This window comes from Agrobacterium sp. GW821-FHT14E08 (genome assembly GCF_058803865.1).
In genome coordinates, this window is sequence record NZ_JBXAPJ010000001.1 from 1294226 (window position 1) to 1314823 (window position 20598).

Annotated in this window: 17 protein-coding genes; all 17 read right to left on the reverse strand. The window is 59.9% G+C overall.

Going from position 1 to position 20598, the window contains the following annotated elements; translation table 11 throughout:
• Positions 1–43 precede the first annotated feature (43 nt).
• A complete protein-coding gene (locus AC1ROR_RS06355) occupies positions 44–1639 on the reverse strand; it encodes a hypothetical protein (RefSeq protein WP_498588906.1) in 1596 nt (531 codons plus the stop codon).
• Positions 1636–4377, reverse strand: coding sequence for a transglycosylase SLT domain-containing protein (locus AC1ROR_RS06360; RefSeq protein WP_498588907.1), 2742 nt, complete (start codon positions 4375–4377; stop codon positions 1636–1638). Before AC1ROR_RS06360 ends, AC1ROR_RS06355 begins: the two co-directional genes overlap by 4 nt.
• A gap of 58 nt (positions 4378–4435) precedes the next feature.
• Positions 4436–4993, reverse strand: coding sequence for a hypothetical protein (locus AC1ROR_RS06365; protein WP_498588908.1), 558 nt, complete (start codon positions 4991–4993; stop codon positions 4436–4438).
• Entirely contained in the window at positions 4993–7071 is a 2079-nt protein-coding gene (locus tag AC1ROR_RS06370; protein ID WP_498588909.1) for a phage tail protein, read from the reverse strand. The genes AC1ROR_RS06365 and AC1ROR_RS06370 overlap by 1 nt, the downstream gene beginning before the upstream one ends.
• Positions 7071–7724, reverse strand: coding sequence for a phage connector family protein (locus tag AC1ROR_RS06375; RefSeq protein WP_498588910.1), 654 nt, complete (start codon positions 7722–7724; stop codon positions 7071–7073). The genes AC1ROR_RS06370 and AC1ROR_RS06375 overlap by 1 nt, the downstream gene beginning before the upstream one ends.
• A 73-nt stretch (positions 7725–7797) precedes the next feature.
• Positions 7798–8076 carry a hypothetical protein gene (locus AC1ROR_RS06380; RefSeq protein WP_498588911.1) on the reverse strand — a complete coding sequence of 93 codons (279 nt, stop codon included), beginning with the start codon at positions 8074–8076 and terminating at the stop codon, positions 7798–7800.
• A 65-nt stretch (positions 8077–8141) separates the two neighbouring features.
• Positions 8142–9077, reverse strand: coding sequence for a phage capsid protein (locus AC1ROR_RS06385; protein ID WP_498588912.1), 936 nt, complete (start codon positions 9075–9077; stop codon positions 8142–8144).
• 154 nt (positions 9078–9231) lie between these two features.
• The gene (locus tag AC1ROR_RS06390) at positions 9232–10179 is read right to left on the reverse strand and encodes a hypothetical protein (RefSeq protein WP_498588913.1); all 948 of its coding nucleotides are present in this window, start codon (positions 10177–10179) and stop codon (positions 9232–9234) included.
• Positions 10176–10559, reverse strand: coding sequence for a hypothetical protein (locus AC1ROR_RS06395; protein WP_498588914.1), 384 nt, complete (start codon positions 10557–10559; stop codon positions 10176–10178). The genes AC1ROR_RS06390 and AC1ROR_RS06395 overlap by 4 nt, the downstream gene beginning before the upstream one ends.
• Positions 10559–12178 carry a portal protein gene (locus AC1ROR_RS06400; protein ID WP_498588915.1) on the reverse strand — a complete coding sequence of 540 codons (1620 nt, stop codon included), beginning with the start codon at positions 12176–12178 and terminating at the stop codon, positions 10559–10561. Before AC1ROR_RS06400 ends, AC1ROR_RS06395 begins: the two co-directional genes overlap by 1 nt.
• Entirely contained in the window at positions 12178–12399 is a 222-nt protein-coding gene (locus AC1ROR_RS06405) for a hypothetical protein (protein WP_498588916.1), read from the reverse strand. The genes AC1ROR_RS06400 and AC1ROR_RS06405 overlap by 1 nt, the downstream gene beginning before the upstream one ends.
• Positions 12400–12774: 375 nt before the next feature.
• Positions 12775–14400 (reverse strand): hypothetical protein, encoded by a 1626-nt coding sequence (locus AC1ROR_RS06410; RefSeq protein WP_498588917.1) that lies wholly within the window; start codon positions 14398–14400, stop codon positions 12775–12777.
• 358 nt (positions 14401–14758) lie between these two features.
• Positions 14759–15454, reverse strand: coding sequence for a hypothetical protein (locus tag AC1ROR_RS06415; protein ID WP_498588918.1), 696 nt, complete (start codon positions 15452–15454; stop codon positions 14759–14761).
• 1025 nt (positions 15455–16479) lie between these two features.
• Positions 16480–16740 (reverse strand): hypothetical protein, encoded by a 261-nt coding sequence (locus AC1ROR_RS06420; protein WP_498588919.1) that lies wholly within the window; start codon positions 16738–16740, stop codon positions 16480–16482.
• Entirely contained in the window at positions 16737–18656 is a 1920-nt protein-coding gene (locus AC1ROR_RS06425) for a hypothetical protein (RefSeq protein ID WP_498588920.1), read from the reverse strand. Before AC1ROR_RS06425 ends, AC1ROR_RS06420 begins: the two co-directional genes overlap by 4 nt.
• A gap of 60 nt (positions 18657–18716) precedes the next feature.
• Positions 18717–19061, reverse strand: a complete 345-nt coding sequence (locus tag AC1ROR_RS06430) for a Gp49 family protein (protein WP_498588921.1) — start codon at positions 19059–19061, stop codon at positions 18717–18719.
• Between the two features lie 56 nt (positions 19062–19117).
• The gene (locus AC1ROR_RS06435) at positions 19118–20590 is read right to left on the reverse strand and encodes a hypothetical protein (RefSeq protein ID WP_498588922.1); all 1473 of its coding nucleotides are present in this window, start codon (positions 20588–20590) and stop codon (positions 19118–19120) included.
• Positions 20591–20598: the final 8 nt, after the last annotated feature.

Below are 20598 nucleotides of genomic sequence, written 5' to 3' on the forward strand. Positions count from 1 at the left end.
ATCGCACCCTGTGCAACGGCAGACGCCAGGCAATCACGCAGGCTCATAGTTTGCATGCCTCCAAAAGATCGGCGAGGAATTCAGGTTCGGCGGCCATTTCGAGCGCTTCCCGGGCGGAAACCACGCTCACCTTGCCGTCACCATCTTCGATCGCCACAAAGTCGAAATAGTTTTCAGGATTGCCGTTGCGATCACGCGCAGGTTCGGCGAGCTCGCCGGCGCGGATCTCGGCGTTGCGGATGCTGGCATCGTCCAGCGGCTCTGCAACGTTGCGCGGGCGGATCGTCTGTTCCTGCAGCGATTGCACTGATGACGACGCCCCCGCAGGATCTTCCACCTCGCGCGATGCAGGCTGGGGCGAAATCGCCCGATCGGAGACAGCATCTGCCGCCGCCTCGACCCGCGACGCGGCAGCATCGATGCGCCGTGATGCATCGGCAACGTCAGATGCGAAGAAGGTGTCGGCGATATCGTCGATCGCGTTTGCATCGCCGCTATAAATCCGCTCGTAGTCATCAGGGCGCATCGTAAGGAGGCGGCCGGCCTCCTGCTCGGCAAGCATGCGCTCGACGATCTCCGGAGGAGGGAAATTGTCCGGATCCGCCGCATATCGCTCTGCCGCCTGCATAACCTCGAGCTGGGCAGGCGTGGCGTCTTGCGCCACCATGTAATCATCGAGAACACGTTCTTCGAAACTGCGATTGATGAGATCGAGCTTTTCCGGCGCGAGCTCAACATTCATGGCTTTCGCCATCGCCTCGATATCGCCAGGTTGCGGTTTGCCATCTAGGACGCGCGCGACGATATCCTCGCCGCCTTTTCCCATGCGATAAACCCGGGCCAGTTCCGCACCGCCTTGGATAGACCCGCCAAACAGCGAACCGAACACCGCCGCAACGCCGGCGTTCTGCAGCATATCGCCCATGCCATGCTCGAGGCCGGCAGCGCGCTTGCGCTCCTGGCTCAGCCCCTGCAAGACCAATTCTTGCCCACCGTTCAACAGCGCTTCCGTCAGCACGGTCTTGCCGATCCGCCCCGCAACCGTCGCCGATTGCGCGCCGCCGGCACCAAATATTGCCATACCCCATTGCGTCGGATCTCTGGCCGCCCCTCGCAGACCGCCGGCGAGCTGCGCCCCCAGTCGGCCTGCAGCGCCAAGCTCGGGCGAATTCAACGCTTCCCGCGATGCCTTTTCGGCGTCACGCATCACCTGATTGTGGGCTTCTTCAACACTGGTAGACAAAACCTGCTCGATTTCCTGCCGATATTTTCCCGACAGGGAAAGCGCTCTTGCGTTGAATTCCTCCTCTCGAGACGCCCTCGCATCGTCGTCAACGGATGAAAACGCCGTACCGCCGCCACCCAGTGACATTGCCATGACGGCGGCGCGATCCGGATCCAGATCAACGGCCGCTGCCTCGCGCATGGGATTAGGCAGCGTCTGGCCAGTTATGTCGGCAATAAGCTTGATGCGTTCTTCATAGGCTTTATCGAGACCATAATAATCCGCATTCGTGTTCTCGATCAGCCGCATTGTTTCATCGGTTGCGCCAGCAGCCTTTGACCAGGCCTCACCCCAGCTTTCAGGGCCGCCCGAGCGGCTGGTGGGCAGATCGGTGACGTTGGGTAACTGGATCATCTGTAAGCCCCCGGAACGCGCGCACCGAGCTTTCCACTCATTCCGGCGAGATCCAGCACCACAGGGTTACCGTCCTTGTCGGCGATGAACTGGGGGGACGAGCTCGACAGATCGCCGAGCGCGAAGGCATAACCGCCATTGACCGCGATCGGCGTCGCTTTCTGGAAATCGCGCGCCGTCCAGGTCCGGCCGTTTTTAGCCACCACCTGCCCCACGTCCGCATCCTCGAGCGCATCGATGAGATCGCCGAACTTGTCGGCGCGGATCGAAGGCGGCACAAGGATCTGGCGAGAACGCGAGAACATGCCACCGCTGTATTTCGTGAAACCACCGAACTGGACGCCATTCGAAAACGTCGCGCCTGCAGCTTCCTGGTATGCCTTTTCGTAGAATGGGCGCGCGTCATCCTTCTTTGGATCGATACCGGCATCATAGAGACGCTTGCGCGCGATCGACGCGGCCCCTTCATCAAGCCGGTTTACCTCTGCAGGTGAAAACTGCAGGGCATCGCCGGCAATCTTTTGCGCAACGGGAATGCGCTTCGTATTCGGAATATCGGTATAAGCCTTACCTTCCGGGTTTTTCCCATAACCGGAAATGAGATCGAGCGCGGCCTGCCTGTTGCCACCTGCAGCGATCAGGCCGCCGGAAAGCGCAACTGCCGGCGCAGTCTCCCCGAGCTCGCGCAAAACACGATCGGTATTGCGGCCGGCCGCATCGACCAGGCCAGCGGCGATCGCGAGCCCTTTTGCCGGATCCGCCTTCACCGCGGCTTCGATCTGCTCAGCCTCACCAGGCCGGAAATACCGCGGCGAAACGCCGAAATGCTGCCCGGCTGCATTGGCGGCGTTGATCCGCTCCGAAAACGCCCCAGCAACCATTGCGGGGTCAACGTCACCATCCAGTGGCAAGCCTTCCGAAACCGGCAGCACGCCGAAACGCTCAGCCACCCCGAGCGGATCTGTTTGCAGATCCTTGCGATGATCGGCGATCGCCTTGCGGGCAAAATCGATATCATCAGCCGTTGCGTTCTCACCCAGAATGGTCTTGACGGTTTTTTCCACATCGCCGATCGGCTGGGTTCGAATGGCGTCCGAAACCTTCATGCGGGTGAGTGTCGAAGAAACGATTTCCTTGCCGCGTGGGGCTGTGCCGGCGTCGAGCTGGAAACGCGCAAGCTCGTCAGCGCCGACCGGCAGACCACGGGCGATGCGTTTCGCCATGTCTTCGCCGCGCTTCTCAAGATCGGCATTCGATTTGGCATCTTGCGTCCGGCGAGCGCTTTCAGCTCCCGTCAAACCCTTGTCGATCGCATCCCAGTCGTCGGCCGTTACACCCTCGAGTTTCCCCGCAGCATAGTCTCGCTTCATGTCCGCGCGCATCGTCTTGATCTGGTCGGCGTTCATGATAGACGCCTGCTTTGTGTAAAAACCGACCGTGAGATCTGAACGGCTTTTGCGCTTGGCCTTGTCCGCCTCAGCTACAGTCAGCACACCGCGCGCCACAGCACTGTCGTAATGCGCGTCGATCGTCGATTGCGTGTCCGCCAGCGCCGCTCCAGCCGCGTCATCATCCACCTTGAGACCGGCAAGCTGTTGGCTTTTGCGATTTTCGAGCTCATCGACGCGCCCGAGGAAGTCAACGCGGTTTGCAGCGTCGGCCCGCTCTTTCTGATCTGCCCTGGCTTTGCTCAACAGCGCCGCAGAACGCTTATTATAGGCGGCGGTATATTCCGGCGCGATTTCCTCAAAAACATTGTCGCGCAGATCTGCAGTGAGGTTTTCGGACAATGCCTTTTCGAGCATCGCCGGATCATCCTTGTAATGCTCATAAACCGCCTGCTGGTTTTGCACCATGGTGGCGTCAGCCATTTCCAGATAGGTCCGAGTGCCCTTCACATCGAACGCGCGACCATAAACCGTATCACGACCAGACGGGCGAAAGGAGCCAGCCCTACCCGCTACGATCGTCACCTCCTCGCGGACGGGCGTAACGGAAACCGGCTCAACAGACGAAGCAGACGGCAATTTGTCGTAGGAACCACCTCCGGGCGCAACCTTCGAAATCCACTTATTGGCAAATTGACCTGCCGTCATATCGGCGGTTCCGCCATTCAGACGCACAGCATCATGTCCTACAACATCGACAGCCAGGGCATTAGGGTTTGCGAGCAGCTTCGACGCACCACCCGCCCCTTGCTGATGGGCTAAGTACAGTTCGCCCGCATTAGGATCGCGGCCCAGTGTCTTTCGCAAATGATCGCGATTGTCACGCATCAGCCGAGCGGCAGCATCTGATGCTTGCGCGGGATCGTATCGGTCTCGCAACCCGTATTGCCCGGCGGTCTTGTCTACGAACTGAAAAAGCCCGCCTGCAGACGAGCTACCGTTCTTGGCGTAAGGATTGAATGAACTCTCGATGCCTGCGATTTCCGTCAAGGCGTGCGGATCGACACCGTTACGGACAGCCGCATCAGCAATCATCGTCCGGAGCTCGGCGGGCGGCACCGTTACGCGCACGCCACTCGATACTTTTTCACCTGCATATCCGCCGCCTGTCATGACGGAGGCAGTGGGGGCACCCTCCAGGGCAGCACGCCGGCCAGCGAGCTCGCCTGCACGCTCTGCCTCGCGATCGGCGCGTTCGCCGAAAGCATCAGCCATGCGAGCAAGGCCCGCCGCCACTTTGCGTTCGAGATCTCCGCCCTCGCGTGCAACGGAAAGCAACCCCTCGCTCAAGAGCGGCTGCGCTTGGAATGGCTTGTAAGATACAGGATCCAGCCGTCTGTTTGCCATGTCAGTACCTGTCCGCGATGGATGTTGCGCCCTTGAAGCCGATCAATGCAGCATCAAACATGCTCGATCGCTTGGCGCGCGCCGCCCGCTTTCGATATTCCGCTTCGCGCTCCTGGAGCCTGCCGACGCGCGTCTGCTCCGTTCCGACGTCAGAAGTCAGACCCAAGTCCGCTTCGCGGAACGCCTCCTTGCGCGCCTGGAGCGGAGTTCCGAAAGATAGATCGACACCCGAAGCGGCGTACGCAACATCCTGCTCGCCCACACTATCCATCATCTGCCGCTTGATGCCGGTTCGGCGATTGATGCCCTGCAGCGTCTCCAGCGGCACCTCGCGGGCAGCATCATCAGCAGCTGCATTCATCGCTTCCGCGTCAGCCTTGCCGGCGTTGATGGACTGAACCATTCCCAGAACTGTTGCCGTCCCCTGCAGCAGCGAGGAAAGCGAAAATCCCGCTGCAGCTGGCGCTGCAACGGCGGTTGTCGCAGCGCCAGCTGCAGCACCAGCCGCCGCTCCACCACCCCCGAACATTGACGTGACAAAACTTGCTGCCAGCTCCATTACAATTTCACCCCCGCGATAAAGTCACGCAACCGCAACCGCCCAGGGCGGATTTGCGTGATGGTCAGTGTCGGATCCATGCAAGCACCAATGAGACCCGCAACAAACTTGTGGCCCGAATAATTCTTCTTCGGCGCAACGAGATCATCCGAAACCAATTGCAACGGCACATCGCGCGCCGGCCGACCGTTCGCACCGATCGCGAGACTTGCTGTATCCTCGACAAATCCGCGCCAGGACACGATTTTTCCCGGCCGCCGAACAACATCATCATTGGGAAGAACGCGCACATAAGGCATGCTCTCGTAGACCGGAGCCGTCCAGATCCCGACCAAGACAGGCCTTGCGTTTACATCGACCTGAAATGCCCCACTGGAAACTGTGAAAGGCCCATGAATGTCGCCGTCGATCTCAGCCCAGACGGCCTTGCCTTCAAAAACGGAAAGCCCGGTGACAGCGCCAGCAAGATCAGATGCTGTTGCAACCGTCATCTGGAACAGACTTTCGTTCTGCTCGACGAGCAGCTCACGGCTGTAGACGCCATCACGCTCGACGGTTATCCAGACACGATCGAGGCCATCGATAGAAATTCCCTTCACAAAGCCGTCTCCGGCGATCGGCCATTCGCAAGCGGCCAGGCGGATATCCTGGCTGACGTTCGCGGTACAACTGACAAGCCTGCCATCTTCACGTAGCAACCACAGACGATCGCCGCTCATCGAACCGTTCTTGCGCTGCACCGCCATTTGTTTGACGTCTGACACAATGTCATTGTTGAGATCGTTGACCGGTTCCGGCTGGAATGCCTCAGACACAGCATCGTAGTTTGCAGAGTAGAGGCGGCCACCGTCACGGGAAACAAAATAGATCGTGCTGCCCATAAGGACTGGCTTACAGCCCTTCTTCGTGCCGATCGCTGACGCACGTACCCAATTCAGCGGCTTGCCCCGCTCAATCGTCCGATTGGAAGCGAAGTATTCCGCCCGATCGGTAAACGCGACGAGATAAGTCGCATCGACGACATAAAGAACGGTTTCCGAAACCTCTGTTCGCAAAGCTTCGAGGCGGGCGGCATTGTCAGACTGGCTTTCGATATTCAAATCGAAGTATTCACCAATTCGTGACATCGCAATTGCAGCAGGCTTCGCCTTTGCAGCGACATAGACGGAACGGTCCTGATACGTCGTCATCGCTGCAAAACCGCCTCGAGCGGGAGAGATGATGGGCTCACCCGCCGTTTTGCCAATGCTCGCATGCGTAACGAGCGCCGACATTTGCGAGGTGTTGACGATGCTTGCACCAAAATCATATTCGCTGCCCTGAAGCGGCCCGGAAAATCGGACTTCGACGCGCCTGAATGTAGGGCCGCCCGCAAGGTAATTTGTCGAAACTCCGGAGCTAAACCCGGGCAATGCTTCGATCGCAAGGCGGATACGATCAGTAAAATCGAACCAGTTCCCCGTCTCCGGAGGAGCCCCCATAGCGACAGCCGCCGTCGTGGAGCCTTCAACGGTCAACGATACGACGAGATTGTCGCCGCCTTCGGCCCAACGGAAGTATATCTCCCAGACATCATCCGTCTTCGGATACACTCCCCCTAGATCGACATCAGGGATAAATTCGAACGGCCAGGCAGAAACAGTCCAAATCGCGTCGTTTGAAGCGTTGCGGAGTAGCCTGATGCCATTCCATATGGACGGATGAAAAATACCCACGGTGTTTGCTTCGCCGTAGAACTCCAGTTCCGGGAGGATTTCAGCAGTAATCTGGGGCACAGCCACCGTCGCAACCTTCACCATGTCTTGGCGCCAGATCTCGACCTGACCAGCCATGCAAAAGAGCGTGTACGAAAGCGCAGAGTTGACGGTAAGCGTCATTTGAGCGACGGGAACAGCCGGGGCAACAGCCACAAATCGCGACCCCGGCAGGAGCGTGAAACCGCTCTGCGGAACCGGCTCAAATCCCAGCATACGCTTGGCCCCGGAATAATACTGCTTGAGGTTAACCTTGCCCCACAGGCTTTGCGCCAGCTGCCCGGCATTGGCGGAGCTTTTCAGTTGTCCAGAAACACGCGCCATCAAAATTCTCCATGCCACGGAAGCGAGGCGCGGCCACCAGTGTGATGCACAGCGGTAAGAGGATCAGCGGCCATCAAGTCGCCGCCGATCGGCGCGGCCGTCTTGTCTTGCGCCATCAGCCGCCCGACCATGCCGCCGGTCCCTTCTCGTGACGGCGTACCGAAGGCCTGGACAAATTTATCGCTCTGGAGATCAGCGTCAGCCCATACAGGAATAGCGAGATAGCCGCCCAAAGCGACAACAAATGCAGAGCGGAACGGCGGATCCCAGTAATCCGGATCCACAAGCACTTTACATTGCGACCAGGTGTCCTGGACGTTCGCGAAAAGCAGCCCTTCCTCGAGCGCAAAATGACGCAATGTGCGGGGGTGCTCGCCGGCGCTTTCAAGGTTCAGAAGCGGTGGCCCCAGGCGGCTGCCGGGCAACTCAAAGGCGTAGCCCCAGCCGTTTTCCGGTCGATTGGCAAGGCGACGATTTTTAAACGTCTTCTTTGAGAAGCTCCAATCATGCATACCGAACACGTGATCTACAGCCGTCTGCCAGGTCGCTTCGATCTGCTCGGCGAGCTCCGAACCATCGCCCACGGAAAACATCGGACCCGCGCCGATCAAAGTTAGCGCCTGGTTGATGATCGTCGCCTTGTCGATTGCCATGACCGCCGCCCGAAAAAAGAAAACCGTGGCCAGAGAATACCGGCCACGGTCCATGGTTGAGTGCGAGGTGACGTCAGGAAGCGGCGAGGCCACCATCCACGGCGACGGTGATGTTACCGGTCGGCGGAACGGCCGTGGTACGAAGAACGACGCGGGCAGTCGTTCCGTTGATATCTGCCACGCAGTCGATGATGCTGCCGACGGTCAGGTTGTCGCGGCTTTCATTGAAGAAGCCGGCGGCCTGCACTTCGGCAAGCGTATGAACAGTGGCATAGTCGAAAAACATGATCTGACGCTGACCGGGAATGCTGATCGTGGTCCGGCGGCGCAGATCGCGGGGGCGATGAGCCATGATTGTTTCCTTTTCAGTTGAGACAGAAGAGCAGACCGCCCGCACGAGGCGGGCGACATGTCAGATCAGGTCGGGCGAACAGTGTCGTTGATTGCGAGATATCGCAGACGCTTGATGCCTTCAGGCAGCAGGCCGATCGCCGCGCCGGAAAGCGCGGTATCGCAGAGAAGCGGCTTGCCGGCCTTGCCGATCCATTCGTTGATGTCCATCTGCTCTTTCGACCAGAAGGTTTCGCAGCCAACGGCGGACTTCGTCCACATGAAGGTATCAAGGTAGCCAGTATTCCACTCGTCCTGACCTTCCACCCATTTGGCTGTGCCAAAGGTGAAATGCTCATCGGGCAGCGCCATGATGTGGACGCCCTTCCAGGTCTTTTTGTCGACGATGCCGGACTGCGCAAACGGCAGATCCTTGTCGCCCTGGTAATCCTTGGAAGAGAATTCCTTGTACCAGCTCAGCTGCTCGAACCACATGAACGGGATCGGCCAGTAAATCTCCTCATCCGAGCCGACGCCACGGACCTGCGCGGCCGCACGGTTGACGAACGGGAGGTCGATGCGCGCACTGCCGTCGCCGATCGTTTTCGGAACAGTCGGGCCGCCGCCAGGGATGTTGGCATTGCCGACGTTGCAGAAGGCGTCAAGCGCATCGAATTTCAGGCCGTCACGCTTCATGCGCACCGACTTGGACATGGCGTCTGCAACTTCCGCCTGGTACGACGGAGCCTGACGCAGAGTGTCCTGGTTGCGGATGGTAGCTTCGGCCGTATAGTCGGACGCCTGCAGAGAGACGACGTCGATGTCGAGACCCTGCGGACGGACTTCCTCGATTGCGCCGGAAAGCTTGTACATTTTGATACGGCCGCCCGCGATCGGGAACTTGACCGTACCGGCGACATTTTCGCCGGTTTTCATGGTGCCGTCGAGAAATCCACCTTTGGACTTCAGACGGGTTGCGACGTCGTCGCGGATCTTTTCTTTGAACCAGGCTTCAACAGGCATAGGTGACCCTCGAATGGAGTGATGGACGAAATCACCGTGAGGGCCGATTAGCCGGGCATTACCGGGTCCGGTGAAGGATAGCCAGCATGTTCCCCAGGTCGCTCCCGTCCGGTAGCAGGCAAATCATGCCAGCGGGCGGGAGCCGTTCAGTGCGTCAGCCGGGATAAACGCGTTTATAGTCGGCCTGCAGCTGGTCGTAGGACGCGCGATCGAAATCCTTGTGGCCGACAGTGTTCTGCGGCAGCGCCCCGCGCTTGGCCAATTCGGCCTTGGGATCAAGCCCACCGGAGCCACCAAACTGCATCGCCGGACCACCGCCCTGCCCGCCGCCGGCCATGCCCCGGATCCACTCGAACATGCGATGGCCCTTGGCGCTGTCACCCAGCATCGCCTTGGCGAACTCGATGTCATCCTTTGCAAGCCCGCCGTTCTCAGCGCCCTTCGCCGCCACGCTGTCGAGAAACGCATAATTTTCGTTCATGCGCTTTTCGACCGCCTGGCGCTGCTCAGCCTCCGGCAAGTGTTTGGCAACATCAGGAACGAGCGCGGCGCGCTCGGCCTTCTCGTCAACAACTGGCTCCATCAGGCCCATCTCAGCCGAGACCGACAGGAACTGCTGGACCATGCCCTGGTAAACAGGCAGCGGAACCTTGTTATCGAAAGCGTACTGCTGCATGCGCGCCGTCAAAGGATCGGCTTTCAGGGTTTCAAGGTGCGGTTTGATCGCTTCCGGAATATCGCCGGAAAACTCCGCATAGGCCTCGGCCGTCGCCCCAACCTTGTTGGCGGCATCGCGATCGCGATAACCGTCAAGCGCCTTTTTCATGTTGTCGATCGTCTCGTTATTGCTTTTGCCAACGAGATGATCCGCGATGCCTTCGGGCTTGTAGATGTCTCCGGCGGGCGGAGACGAAGCGCCCACCGGAGGAGCGGCAGCCGATGGAGGCGGCTGCACGCCAGCGTCGGCGGGAGGAGGAGCCGACGCCGAAGAACCTGCGGGCGGCGCAGCAGCTGCAGCATCACCGCCGCCACCGCCGCCCGCATCCGAGTTGAACAGCATCAGGTCAAAGAAATTGATGCCGCCTAAAAGTCTGCCTTTCATGATCCAGCTCCATTCTGGTTTTGGGATTTCGAAATAAGCTTCTCGCCATGGCCGATCGCGGCGAGGATGGCCTCGCCGACGCCATTAATGCCCTGCCGGGTTGCGGTGTTGAGTGCGGTTTGCTCGATGGTCTGCCCCGTCGATCGCAATGGCATGCGAAGGGTGATATCCATCATCCATTCGAACATCGCCCGGCCTTCAGGCGTGTGGTAGAGCCCATACATGAACTTGGCGACGTTCTGCCCGGGCTGCAGCGGAGCATCCTGCAACTGCGGTCTGAATAGCGCCTCCAGGCCCTCCCATCCGCCGTTGCTTTCGGTAAGATCTTCGAGCAAATCCATAGGCTGGGCCGCGCGCTCCGGAAGAAATGGCCCAGACATCAAGCAGCCCTCCGCATGTCAGCCACGGCAAGATCCTTGATCGCGCCTGGAGCCTGCTTTGCCATTTCGGCCGCCATCATCGCCTGCATCTGCTGGCGACGTGCATCCTCGATCTTGACGAGAACCTTTTTCTTTTCGGCTTCATCAGGGATCAGATCCTTGTCGATTTGCAGACCATCGGCGATCCGCTCCATAACCTTGTCCTGGTTCAGATAAAGCTCTCGCTGTTCGGGACCGGCGAAGGCCATGACCATGTCGTGGTAATTGGCGATCGAGGCGATGCGATCCGCATTGAGCGCTGCCTGCATGGGCGAGCGGACATTGACCGACACCAGAAGGTCATCCACCTGTTGAATACCCGGCAGCATGCCGAACTCCATCAGGATCTCAGCGGCACGCGGCACGACAACCGGCATGATCTCGCGCACCAGGCGGCCGAACGCGCCGATATGAATGTTTGCCCGCTGCTGCAGGCGCGCCGTCATTTCGGAAGCGGAACGCGGCGTGCCCTCATAATCCGGCAGACGTGTATCAAACATGGCCTGTTTGATCTGCCCCTGCAGATCTCCGATGAGCACTTGGGCGATGTTCATGCTTCCAGAAGCGGGATCGAGCCGCTGCACATCCGGACCAAGAACCCCGCCCGTCGATTGCATCGCCCAGAACTGGCCCGGAGCCATCTGGACCGTGTTCGGGTTGAACGTGCCGCCAGCGCGGTAACCCCAGATACCCAGCATGTTGATGGCGGCGCTTTTCAGAGCCAGTTCCTGCGCCTTGTTCAGCGTCTTGATCGTCGGCAGCGCTGTGAGGATGACGCCCCGGCCATAGGCCTCGCCGGGAACTCGGTAATAACGGGGAATTGCGATGGGCTGGGTCCGATAACGTTCATGCGTTACGAGGCCCAGCGTGTTATCGATGCGTGCGCCAAAGTGCCAGCCGCCACCTGGCTGGCGATCCGCCCACCAGTCCTGGTAAACCAAGATTTCTTCAGAAGGACGGGTTTTCGCCAGCTCCTTGAAATTGCCAGGAAACCGGCCATTCGGCCAAGCGTCGACGATCTGGTCGCGCCGAAGCGTCTGCCGCCAGGACACCAAGTTGACCCGGCCGAAAGCATCGGTCGATATTGCCAACTGGTCGAAGGGAATGCAGGCAAACATGATAGGGTTGCTAGGCGTGCCTTTGACTGGCAGCAGCGCACCGGTGCCCACGGCCAGGTCAATGCACATCTCGTGAATGGCCGTGTCCCAATCACCCGCCAGGAAGAACGGATGAATGAGCGTCGAAACCCGCGACAGTTCCCGGTTGAACTGCTTTTTTTCGCTGTCCTGCAACGCCATGGCCGCGAGCGGACCGGCCTCGAGCTCGAATGTGGACTGGCCAGCGGGAAAGAGATCGCGCTGCAGATTGCCCGCGAAATACATGGCTGACATCGGCGCGGTCATATCGAACAGGCGATCAGGACCACGCGCTTTTCCATTCGCACCACCGCTCGGCCGACGCATTGGCACTGCGAAATCGTAGGCTTCCTGGTAAATAGGCGTCCAATGGGAACGCGCTCCCCAGGTGTTGTCGACACGAGTTTTCAGGGCTTGGACGTCAACGTTGAAATCACCATCCATCAGGCAAGCACCGCGCTGGAACCGCTGGCATCAGCACCGCTGTCTTCAAACAGACGGCGGCCGCGAGGCGCGCGCCGTGTCGCCGCCACTGCCTGGTTGCTCCGGTTCGCCTCCGCCAGCTGCCGATCGTTCGCCACCTGCTGCAGCTGGCGGCTCTTGTCCGCTTCCTTCTTTGCGCCGTTGTCCGACCCGCCGAAAAGTCCCTTCACCATCTGGCTCATGCAGCTCCCCATTCAAAATCCAAAGGGTTTCGCCCAGGTGCTGGAAGCCCACCAGACGCGCCATGCGCACGCCGCTAGGGTTATTCTTCGTCACATGGGTGATGACGGTTCGATTTTGGGCCAGAGCCGTCAGCGTCAAATGCGCGATGCGGACGAGGTCGCGCATATACGCGCGGGCGGGCCTGCGAAGCGCCAGACAGAATTCCCATCGCCCTTCCGGATCTGGCACGAGGTAGGCGACCGCCAACAACTCATCACCAGCACGAAGCGACACGCTTTCCCCGTTCGATCGCTGCCAGATTGCCGCCTTACGCGCGAGCGCCCGCGCACCCGCGCACGCGAGGCAGTCTAGCCAGGCGGCAGGACTGGTGGCGGTCACACGTCCCATACGCTGAAATCTCCCGGCCGCTGACTTTGCCGTTCACGCTGCTGCCGGGCATGCTGCAGGCTGGTAACATTCGTCGGCAGTGCCGATTGCGCAATCTGCGACACCAGCATTCCAACGCCGATCTTTCCAAGGCAGCGATATTGCTCGGCATCGTGGGGGTGCGAATATTCGTTTTTCACGACATCCCCCCTATCAGTCTCAGATGCGGAAGTTTTTTTCGTGTATTTGTAGTGCGCCTCGAAGCCGCCGATAACCTTTTTGCAACTCGGGTCGATGATGTAGCCAGGCGTCACGTTGTCGATGGTCCGGCCGAGATAGTGCTTGACGGCCTCCTGGCGGATTGATGGCTCATTCGACGGCGCGGGCTGTATCGGGAAACGTACGATTGCAGCCAGAGCATTGACCCAGTGGAATTCACCGGTTTGGCTATCAGCCCCATACCACGCGGACGGATCCGCCCAGGCGCCGATAATTGGAATGCCCGGAAACCGTGCGGTCAGAAGCTCGATCATCATGGCGCCGAAACGGCTTGGCCCGGTGCCAGGCGGCGCAACGAGCTCGGCCAGCAAGCGGTTTTGTCCGGAGGGCGTAAATTGGCCAAAGGTCGCGGCCGGAGATCCGCCGGCATCGATACCGATCGTCAACCCGAGTTCGCGAACCGGCGTAATCGTCTGATCAGCCTTGTGAACTTCAGGGTTGAAATCGTCCTCATAAACCGGAGTTCCGTCCTTGGCATAGGCCGGCCGCGAATGAACCATGCGCATGACCAGACGCTTATCCTTCGAGGTTGCCGCCTCAAGCTCATATGAGCTTCGCGGCTTGCCTATCCGATTTTCAGCAGTCGCGGTCAATCCGCCCGGCTGCCAGAAACCATTCCACCCCGCGGTGACATTGCGAACGATACTACCCGGCTTGGCAGCCTCACCGAACGGGGTGGTATAGGCAGGGTCATCAACATCCGGCGGGTTCATATCGCCCCAGACGATGCGCGGCAAAACGGTTTCGTCTTCAGATGCTTCCAGCCCCATCATGCGCATGGCCTGGCGGCCGTCACGGGAAACTCGCTCCAGTTCGGAAGGCGCAATCTGTTCGATCGGCGGATATCGGCCGCATCGCTGGAAGAATACCGGCAACGTGTTTTCTGGCATGAGATCGAATTCATTCCCCCAGGCCAGCGAGATTTCGTAACCCTTGGCAAACGCCTCAAGATCGTTGTCGCCGATCGCACCGGTTTCCATCACGTATTCGACGTTGACCAGGTCGCGACCGCGCCACGTCTGCCACCGCAGAACGTGGACCACGGGACGATCCAGACCGCCTTCGTGACTGAAGGTCCACGGGTGCTTTTCGGGAAACGTATTGTACCAACTGGCGAGCGCAGTACGGGCGAAACTGCGATAGGTGTCGCGCACGCAGAGGGTCTTTACCCGCACCCAGCCATCCCTGCAGATGGGCATATATTCGGCCGCATGCATCGGCCCCTTGATCACAGAACAGACGGTCTTTCCCGAACCGCCCGGCCCCATGATCACGTCTATGGGTCCACGAGACTTGATGAACGCCGAGCCAATTGGCCCCGGCGGCACGTACCGCGTGATATCGATATTTCCCATGACCCTGAAACCCTTTCGAAACCCAGAGCCCGCGCGCCCGCGCCCGCTCTCGTTCCGGAAAGATTATTTTCCGCCGACTACCGTTAAGTCAGGCAGAGGCCAAAAGGCCGGTGTGTGTGACAAGTCACCCCCATAGGGGGAGCCCCGAAGGGGCTTTCCAAAGTGAAGTCGCGGGCCTTTGCCCGCGTCCGCATGAACCACCCCCACCACGGGCAAGAGGCCAGCCGGTTTCCCGCGCGCGCGAGGCCAAAAACCAAACCTGCCTACTGATTTACGATCAGTTGCAACACCAATGATTTCAGGTAGATAGCCGTTGATATGTCGCACGCTCCCGAAGTCGCACGAACGTCCATTGATTTCATTGATCTTTTTCGCGGGGTGCATCGACGCGCGTCAGGTTCAGCGCCGCGTCTGCGGCTGGCCGTTCGGTCGGCATTTCACCAATCAACATGACGCCCAAGGCTTGAGTTTTCACCTCGACTTGCTGCGGCTTCTTGGCATGGAAGAACGGCATGAGCTCGGCGTTGGCATCCTCGATCATGTCGTATGCCTTGCTCATCATCTTGAACACCTGGTCGCGGTCCAGCACACCCGTCCTGATCGCCGCCTCCATCAGTTGCTCTGGCGTAGCACCCTCGAAGGTTGGAAGGCAGGCCAGTTCAGCGGCAAGCGCCACTGGGCTGGCGTTTGCAAGGTCAGCCAGGTTCAACGCCGGATCGCGATAACCCATGGATAACAGGTAGTTTGCCAGATCGGAGGAGCGGCGGTTCTGGGAGCCTTTCGGCCTCCCCCTCGCCCGCTTGGCGGCATCCATGATTGACGCGACGTGTTTCACGGGACCGGCGAATAGGCAGTTCTCGCCGTCAGGATCGGCAAGCAAGAGGGATTGCTGCTCGGGTTCTTCGCGCTCGCCCGCGATGGACTGGGCGAGGCCGGCCATGACTGTTTCCGTCATCGCCGCCATCGATCCCACTTTCGCGGCGCGCTCCGGCGAAATTTCCGGCGGCGTGTGTGCCACTTGAAGCCCCTGATTTTGCTCGGTTTCGTCGCTCACCAGCTATTTCCCTATTTGTTTATTCCGGTTGGCGGCGGCGGCTTTCGCCAACCGGCGGCAACCGATTTTCCAACCGCGATTATGCAAGAAAAACAGGAACATATACCTACCGGTTACCGGGTTACCATCAAATCACCATCTACGCGTATGCACGCGCACGCGTAAAAGGGTGCAATTTATAGGTAACTCGCCAACCGACATTACAAGCCTCTGATTTTGTTGATTTATCGCGGTTACTCTGCCGCCAACCGAATGGTAACCGCCGGTAACCACCCGCACCCGGCAGGGCAGACAAGCCCCGCGACGTTCACGCTATGACGCATTCGCCCGTGTTAAGTGCCAGCGCCGGGATTTTCCCCGGCATATCGTGGTGAGCGGCCATAAGGCCGGAGCGAAGCGGAGGCATCGGCCGTGAACAGGCGCAATGGCAGGCGCTGGTGCCGTCCGCGCCTCACTTGCTCCAAGCTATCGTAGCGATTGGCCACGGCGTTTCTTCTCTCGTGTCGCCTCTCTCCAATCGCCGTTCAGTGCGGCGGCGCGGACACCGCTTTTGAAGTCACGGGGCGGGGGTAAGAGAGTTAAATGCGAGGGGCAAAGGGCAAGGGAAAATGACGCAATAAGAACAGGGTGTGGGCGTAGGAAAATGAATTGATGTTCTTATTCTGTTCTGGTAGTTCAGTCGCCCATGGTTGAGACGATCGGAGAAGCATTCAACGCGGATTGGCAGCTGTTCGCACGCTGTGTGGACGGCCTGGTGGATCTTGGCCACGCGGCGCTGAAATGCGAATGGCGCTATGATCTGGACATGATGACACTGGTCGCCACACGCGGCCGGGATTTCCCGCTGGCAAGCATATCAGGCAGGCTGCGTTGTCCTCGATGCGGCAATCGACGGATCAGCGTCACATTCGTTCTGCCAGGCGACAGGAAGGCCGAGCGACCGCAACGCCCTATATCACGATGGTAGATGCAGAAAGCCCGCCGGATCGCTCCAGCGGGCCATATGGTGGGAATGCGGTAGAGCGCTAATGCAGCCCCAGCAACTTCATGTTCCTGTCACGTTGCAGCTTTCCCTCTGCCGCCTCCTCTTTCCATCGGAGCTCGGCCACCAGGCGCGGCATGGCGGCCTCGAGGCGGGCAAGGGCGTGGTCATAGGACCAGGCACGCGAGACTGCACAGCCGCCCTCGTCCAGCCGGCCGTCATCGCACCCATAGCCGCCATCCATGTGGGCGGCGTGATACAGCGGGCAGAAACGGATATCGACGTGAGGGCAGCGCTTCTTCAACCGGCCGCCTCCATACGTTCATCATAGCCCGCCAGATCCACGAGTGTGACCGTCTTTGCCACACGGTTGATCTTAACGGTCTTGTCCGCCTTCGATAGCTCACGCGGTACGATCGTCTGCGGTGCCTGCTTAAGCGCCAGCGTCCAGCCACCGTGGTTGAATTCGCCATCGGCAAACACCCGGTTGAGATTGTCATCGTTGTGCGGGATCGCCAGCGCATAGCCCCTGCAGGGCTTGCCCCTCTCTCGCAGGCCGAGACCTATCAGCGCCAGACGGGCGCGGGCATCATCGATGAGCATATCCGAGCGCTGGTCGTTTTCCAGAGCCTCTATGATGCCGCCGACGGTCTGCCGCTCGCCAGCCTTGTAGGCATCCACCTTCGCGCCCATGATCTTTTCAATGACTTCCTGCCATTTCGGCACCTGCTCGGCCCTGTCGGCCGACGTCGCCGCCTCAATGGTTTCCACAAGCATATCGAGATCCAGGCGCACGCCATCGGCCGTGGGATCCTGATGCATGCCGGCGTCAACAAGCCCCTGCTCTCCCACGAGGAGCTCCGCACAGGCCAGCACGGTGCCATAGGTGTCGATCGCGCGCGGATCCAGCGCCAGACGCTGATCTGACAGGATCTGCCGCCACTTCGGCAGAATGTGCCAATAGAAGTCATGGAAGCCGTCCATGATCTGCCGGAGGATCATGCGACCCCACTCCTCCTTGATCAGCGGCTGTGTTGCATTGGCGTCCTTATCCAGCGCATTAAGGTTCAGAATGATCATGCGGGTGCGGTCCTGGACGCCGAGGTGTGGATGTAGGATCGCCGAAAATATGAAGCTCGATCGCAATTCGAACTCGGTACCGTCACCATTCGCACCGCCGCGATAGCCCTTGGCACCAGAATATGACTGGCGGGCAAGCTCGATGATGGCCTGCTCTTTCTGGCCCTGCGCCTTGCGCTCGAATTCGTCGACCGCAACCGGCCGGCTGTCCTGGCGAATGTTCTGGTAGATGCCGGCGGCCGTCGTGTTGGCCGTAGAGTAAAGCGCAGATCCGAAAAGAGCGCGCAGGATCCCATGCAGGGTCGATTTACCCGTGCCGGCACCACCCATGGTGAACATGATTGGGCGGACGTCGAGCGCTCCGGAGAGGAACGCCGAGCCGATCCAGCCAAGAAAGAAAATCGGATCGATGTAGGGCCGCTCCCATTTCCAGCTTTTGAGATCCTGCAGGATGATGTGCGCCGGGCTGTCGTTGACGCCGATCGGCGTCTGCCACGGGTGGAGGGTGTCGTTGTCCTGGGCGTAAAAGAAGCCGTCGAAATCGCCGGGCTTTGCGGCCTGCAGCTGCCAGTCGGTCGCGCGGTTATGCTTGTCGGTTTTGATGTCGACTGAAAACAGGTGCTTGCCGCTGTGCCAGATAAATTTGTCCTGTGCCTTCCAGCCTCCACGGCCGCGCACATTGTTCTGGGGGTCAAACAGGCCCTTGCGGCCGGCCTCGCCGATGATTGCCGTCCAGGCCTGGTCACGCTGCACGCGCTCGACCTTCGGCGGAACGTAACCTTCACTGCCGGGCTCGCCCTTGGCCTTCGACCAGGCGGGCCACGCCCAGAACACATAATTCACGAATGGCGAGAAGATCCGGAGCAAGGTGGGCAGATCATGGCGGGTGATCTCCTCGAGCTCGCCGATCGCGTTGATCACATAGATCGTCTCGCCCTTTTTGCCGAGAACGGTAATAGGGCAGTTCGGGGGCATGTTGTGGTGCGGCGCGCCATCCCACTGGCCGGCCTTGATGCCGTCGCGCAGCAGATTGGCGTCCGGATCGACCAACTCTTTCTTTTCGTCCAGCACCTGCTGCGCGTCCAGAAACTGCGCGCGAATGCCTTGGATGCCACCCTGAATTTTCGGTTTTCTTGCCATAACTGCCCGCATGAATGAGAGGATGCCGCCGCGCCTGCTCGTTGGCGCGGCGGGTATTGATCAGAACGTGGTTTCGTCGACGCCGGCGAAGGATCTGCTTTGCTCGGCTTGATGCAGCTTTTCGCGCAGCAGATAGCCCTCAAGCGCCCAGATTTTGTTCCGGGCATTGTCGCGGGCAATCTTGCGGCCGATCTCCTTGTCGAAGTTCTCGGGCGATGCAGCGGCGCTCTCACCGGTCACGATATAGCCGTTGCGGAGCGTCAGCGCGCAGACGGTCAACGTGGTGCCGGGAAACACATGGTACTGTTCCGCCTGGATGGCCTCATCGATCAGCGCCGGCGTCAACCGCGGAGCGTTGAGACCTTTGTCCTGCAGCTGGCGCTCGATCGTGGCTTCATCTTTCATGGCATTTCTCCTCGTGGTTTGGCCCGGCACAATTGCCGGGCCAGTTGGTAAGCTGGTCAGAAGGTGTCCAGGGTGCCGGCGACGGTCTCCATGGTGGTGTCCTCGATCGGCAGGGGCTTGGGCTCCGGCTTCTCGGCCGCGAGCTCCTCGAGGCGCTTCTTCTCAGCCGCGGCGAAGTCGTCGAGATCCAACAACGTTGCGATGAAGGTGCGGAGTGCGATGCGCTCCTGCTCGCTCAGATCCGCCGACTGGCGATGTTTCAGGATGACGAGCTGCTGGACGAGAATTTCCGGCGTTGCGCGGCGGCCGATCCTGCGAACATACTCGGCGAGGTCGCGGCCCATGACGGGAGACAGCGGGAATTCCGGCTGACCATCTTCACAGGTTTCCGGGCGGGTGTGCGTGAAGAACGCATCCCATGCGCCGTCCCATGCGAACTCGGCCGAGAGCATCGCCGATCCCGCGAGATTATCCATTACTGGCCGATTGATGGCAGCAGCGTCGACGATGCCGGCAGGCCCTTCCGAATAAAGGAACAAGTCGATGGGACCATCTGAAGGTTCACCGGTTTGCAGATCGACAATTGTGGCCCCCTCCAAGCACTCGGCGTGGCAGGTTCCCATTTCAATATCGGTCGCGCAAACGTCGTCCGGCTTGAAAGGAACATCGCAGATCGGGCAGCTATCGACCTCCGGAGGGGTTTCACTGCTCGCCGGGTTGCCTTCCGGATCCGCCGGCGCTGCAGCTGCCTTTTCCCGGGCATGCTCGAGGGCGTTGTAAAGGTCATGGACAATCTCGGCCGGATCGTCCATCGGAGCCCAGTCCTTGAACGGACCATCGAGCTTGCGCACGTCATCGATCGCCTCCATGACGTTCGAGCCGACCCGCGCCATGTCAACAAGGTTTTCGGCCGTATCGCAACCGGCGAGCTCGAGCGCGGCTTTAAGGTCATCCGAGATGCCGGCGACGCTGTCTGTGTTTAGCGCGCCGCTCTCATCAGCATGACGTAGGTAAAGGCGTCCATTGCGTCGCTGCAGACGCGATTGTGTTCCTGCGTCGCCTTCATCATCTTCTCTTCCATCGTCTCCGGAGGAAGGATTTCCCCCTCCAATATTTCCGGCCTGGTCGTTGCCTTCTCCGGAAACGGAGCCGTCCTGCCGGTGATCTTCGACACCGTCAGCGCTTGCGTCGCTGTCATTTTCGATTGATCCGGAACCGGATCCAGCGCCGATATCGGCCGAAACGGTTTCGCCGCTGGTATCGGCTGTTTTGGTGTCAGCGCCTGGTGTTGCGCCTTCGCCGGCTTCCAGCCCCGGTAGCTCTTGCCGCCCGCCATCGCTCAGCTCCTTGCCGTCTGCAGCGCCGTCGACGCCATCAGATCCAGCCACGAGTGACGTGGTGCCCACGGCCGCGTCGTCAGCTGATGGAGGTGTGCCTGCAGCATCGATCTCAGCCGCATTTCCGCTTGCTGCCGGCGACGTTTGATTTCGTCTGGTGTTTCCATTGGTCTGCCCTTTACGTTTCGACATGCTCTTTC

Coding starts and splice junctions, on each gene's coding strand:
- AC1ROR_RS06425 (WP_498588920.1), bottom strand. CDS start 18,656: ATGGCAAGAAAACCGAAAATTCAGGGTGGCATCCAAGGCATTCGCGCG.
- AC1ROR_RS06400 (WP_498588915.1), bottom strand. CDS start 12,178: ATGGATGGTGATTTCAACGTTGACGTCCAAGCCCTGAAAACTCGTGTC.
- AC1ROR_RS06375 (WP_498588910.1), bottom strand. CDS start 7,724: ATGGCAATCGACAAGGCGACGATCATCAACCAGGCGCTAACTTTGATC.
- AC1ROR_RS06370 (WP_498588909.1), bottom strand. CDS start 7,071: ATGGCGCGTGTTTCTGGACAACTGAAAAGCTCCGCCAATGCCGGGCAG.
- AC1ROR_RS06405 (WP_498588916.1), bottom strand. CDS start 12,399: ATGAGCCAGATGGTGAAGGGACTTTTCGGCGGGTCGGACAACGGCGCA.
- AC1ROR_RS06430 (WP_498588921.1), bottom strand. CDS start 19,061: ATGAAAGATGAAGCCACGATCGAGCGCCAGCTGCAGGACAAAGGTCTC.
- AC1ROR_RS06355 (WP_498588906.1), bottom strand. CDS start 1,639: ATGATCCAGTTACCCAACGTCACCGATCTGCCCACCAGCCGCTCGGGC.
- AC1ROR_RS06380 (WP_498588911.1), bottom strand. CDS start 8,076: ATGGCTCATCGCCCCCGCGATCTGCGCCGCCGGACCACGATCAGCATT.
- AC1ROR_RS06435 (WP_498588922.1), bottom strand. CDS start 20,590: ATGTCGAAACGTAAAGGGCAGACCAATGGAAACACCAGACGAAATCAA.
- AC1ROR_RS06390 (WP_498588913.1), bottom strand. CDS start 10,179: ATGAAAGGCAGACTTTTAGGCGGCATCAATTTCTTTGACCTGATGCTG.
- AC1ROR_RS06410 (WP_498588917.1), bottom strand. CDS start 14,400: ATGGGAAATATCGATATCACGCGGTACGTGCCGCCGGGGCCAATTGGC.
- AC1ROR_RS06365 (WP_498588908.1), bottom strand. CDS start 4,993: ATGGAGCTGGCAGCAAGTTTTGTCACGTCAATGTTCGGGGGTGGTGGA.
- AC1ROR_RS06395 (WP_498588914.1), bottom strand. CDS start 10,559: ATGTCTGGGCCATTTCTTCCGGAGCGCGCGGCCCAGCCTATGGATTTG.
- AC1ROR_RS06385 (WP_498588912.1), bottom strand. CDS start 9,077: ATGCCTGTTGAAGCCTGGTTCAAAGAAAAGATCCGCGACGACGTCGCA.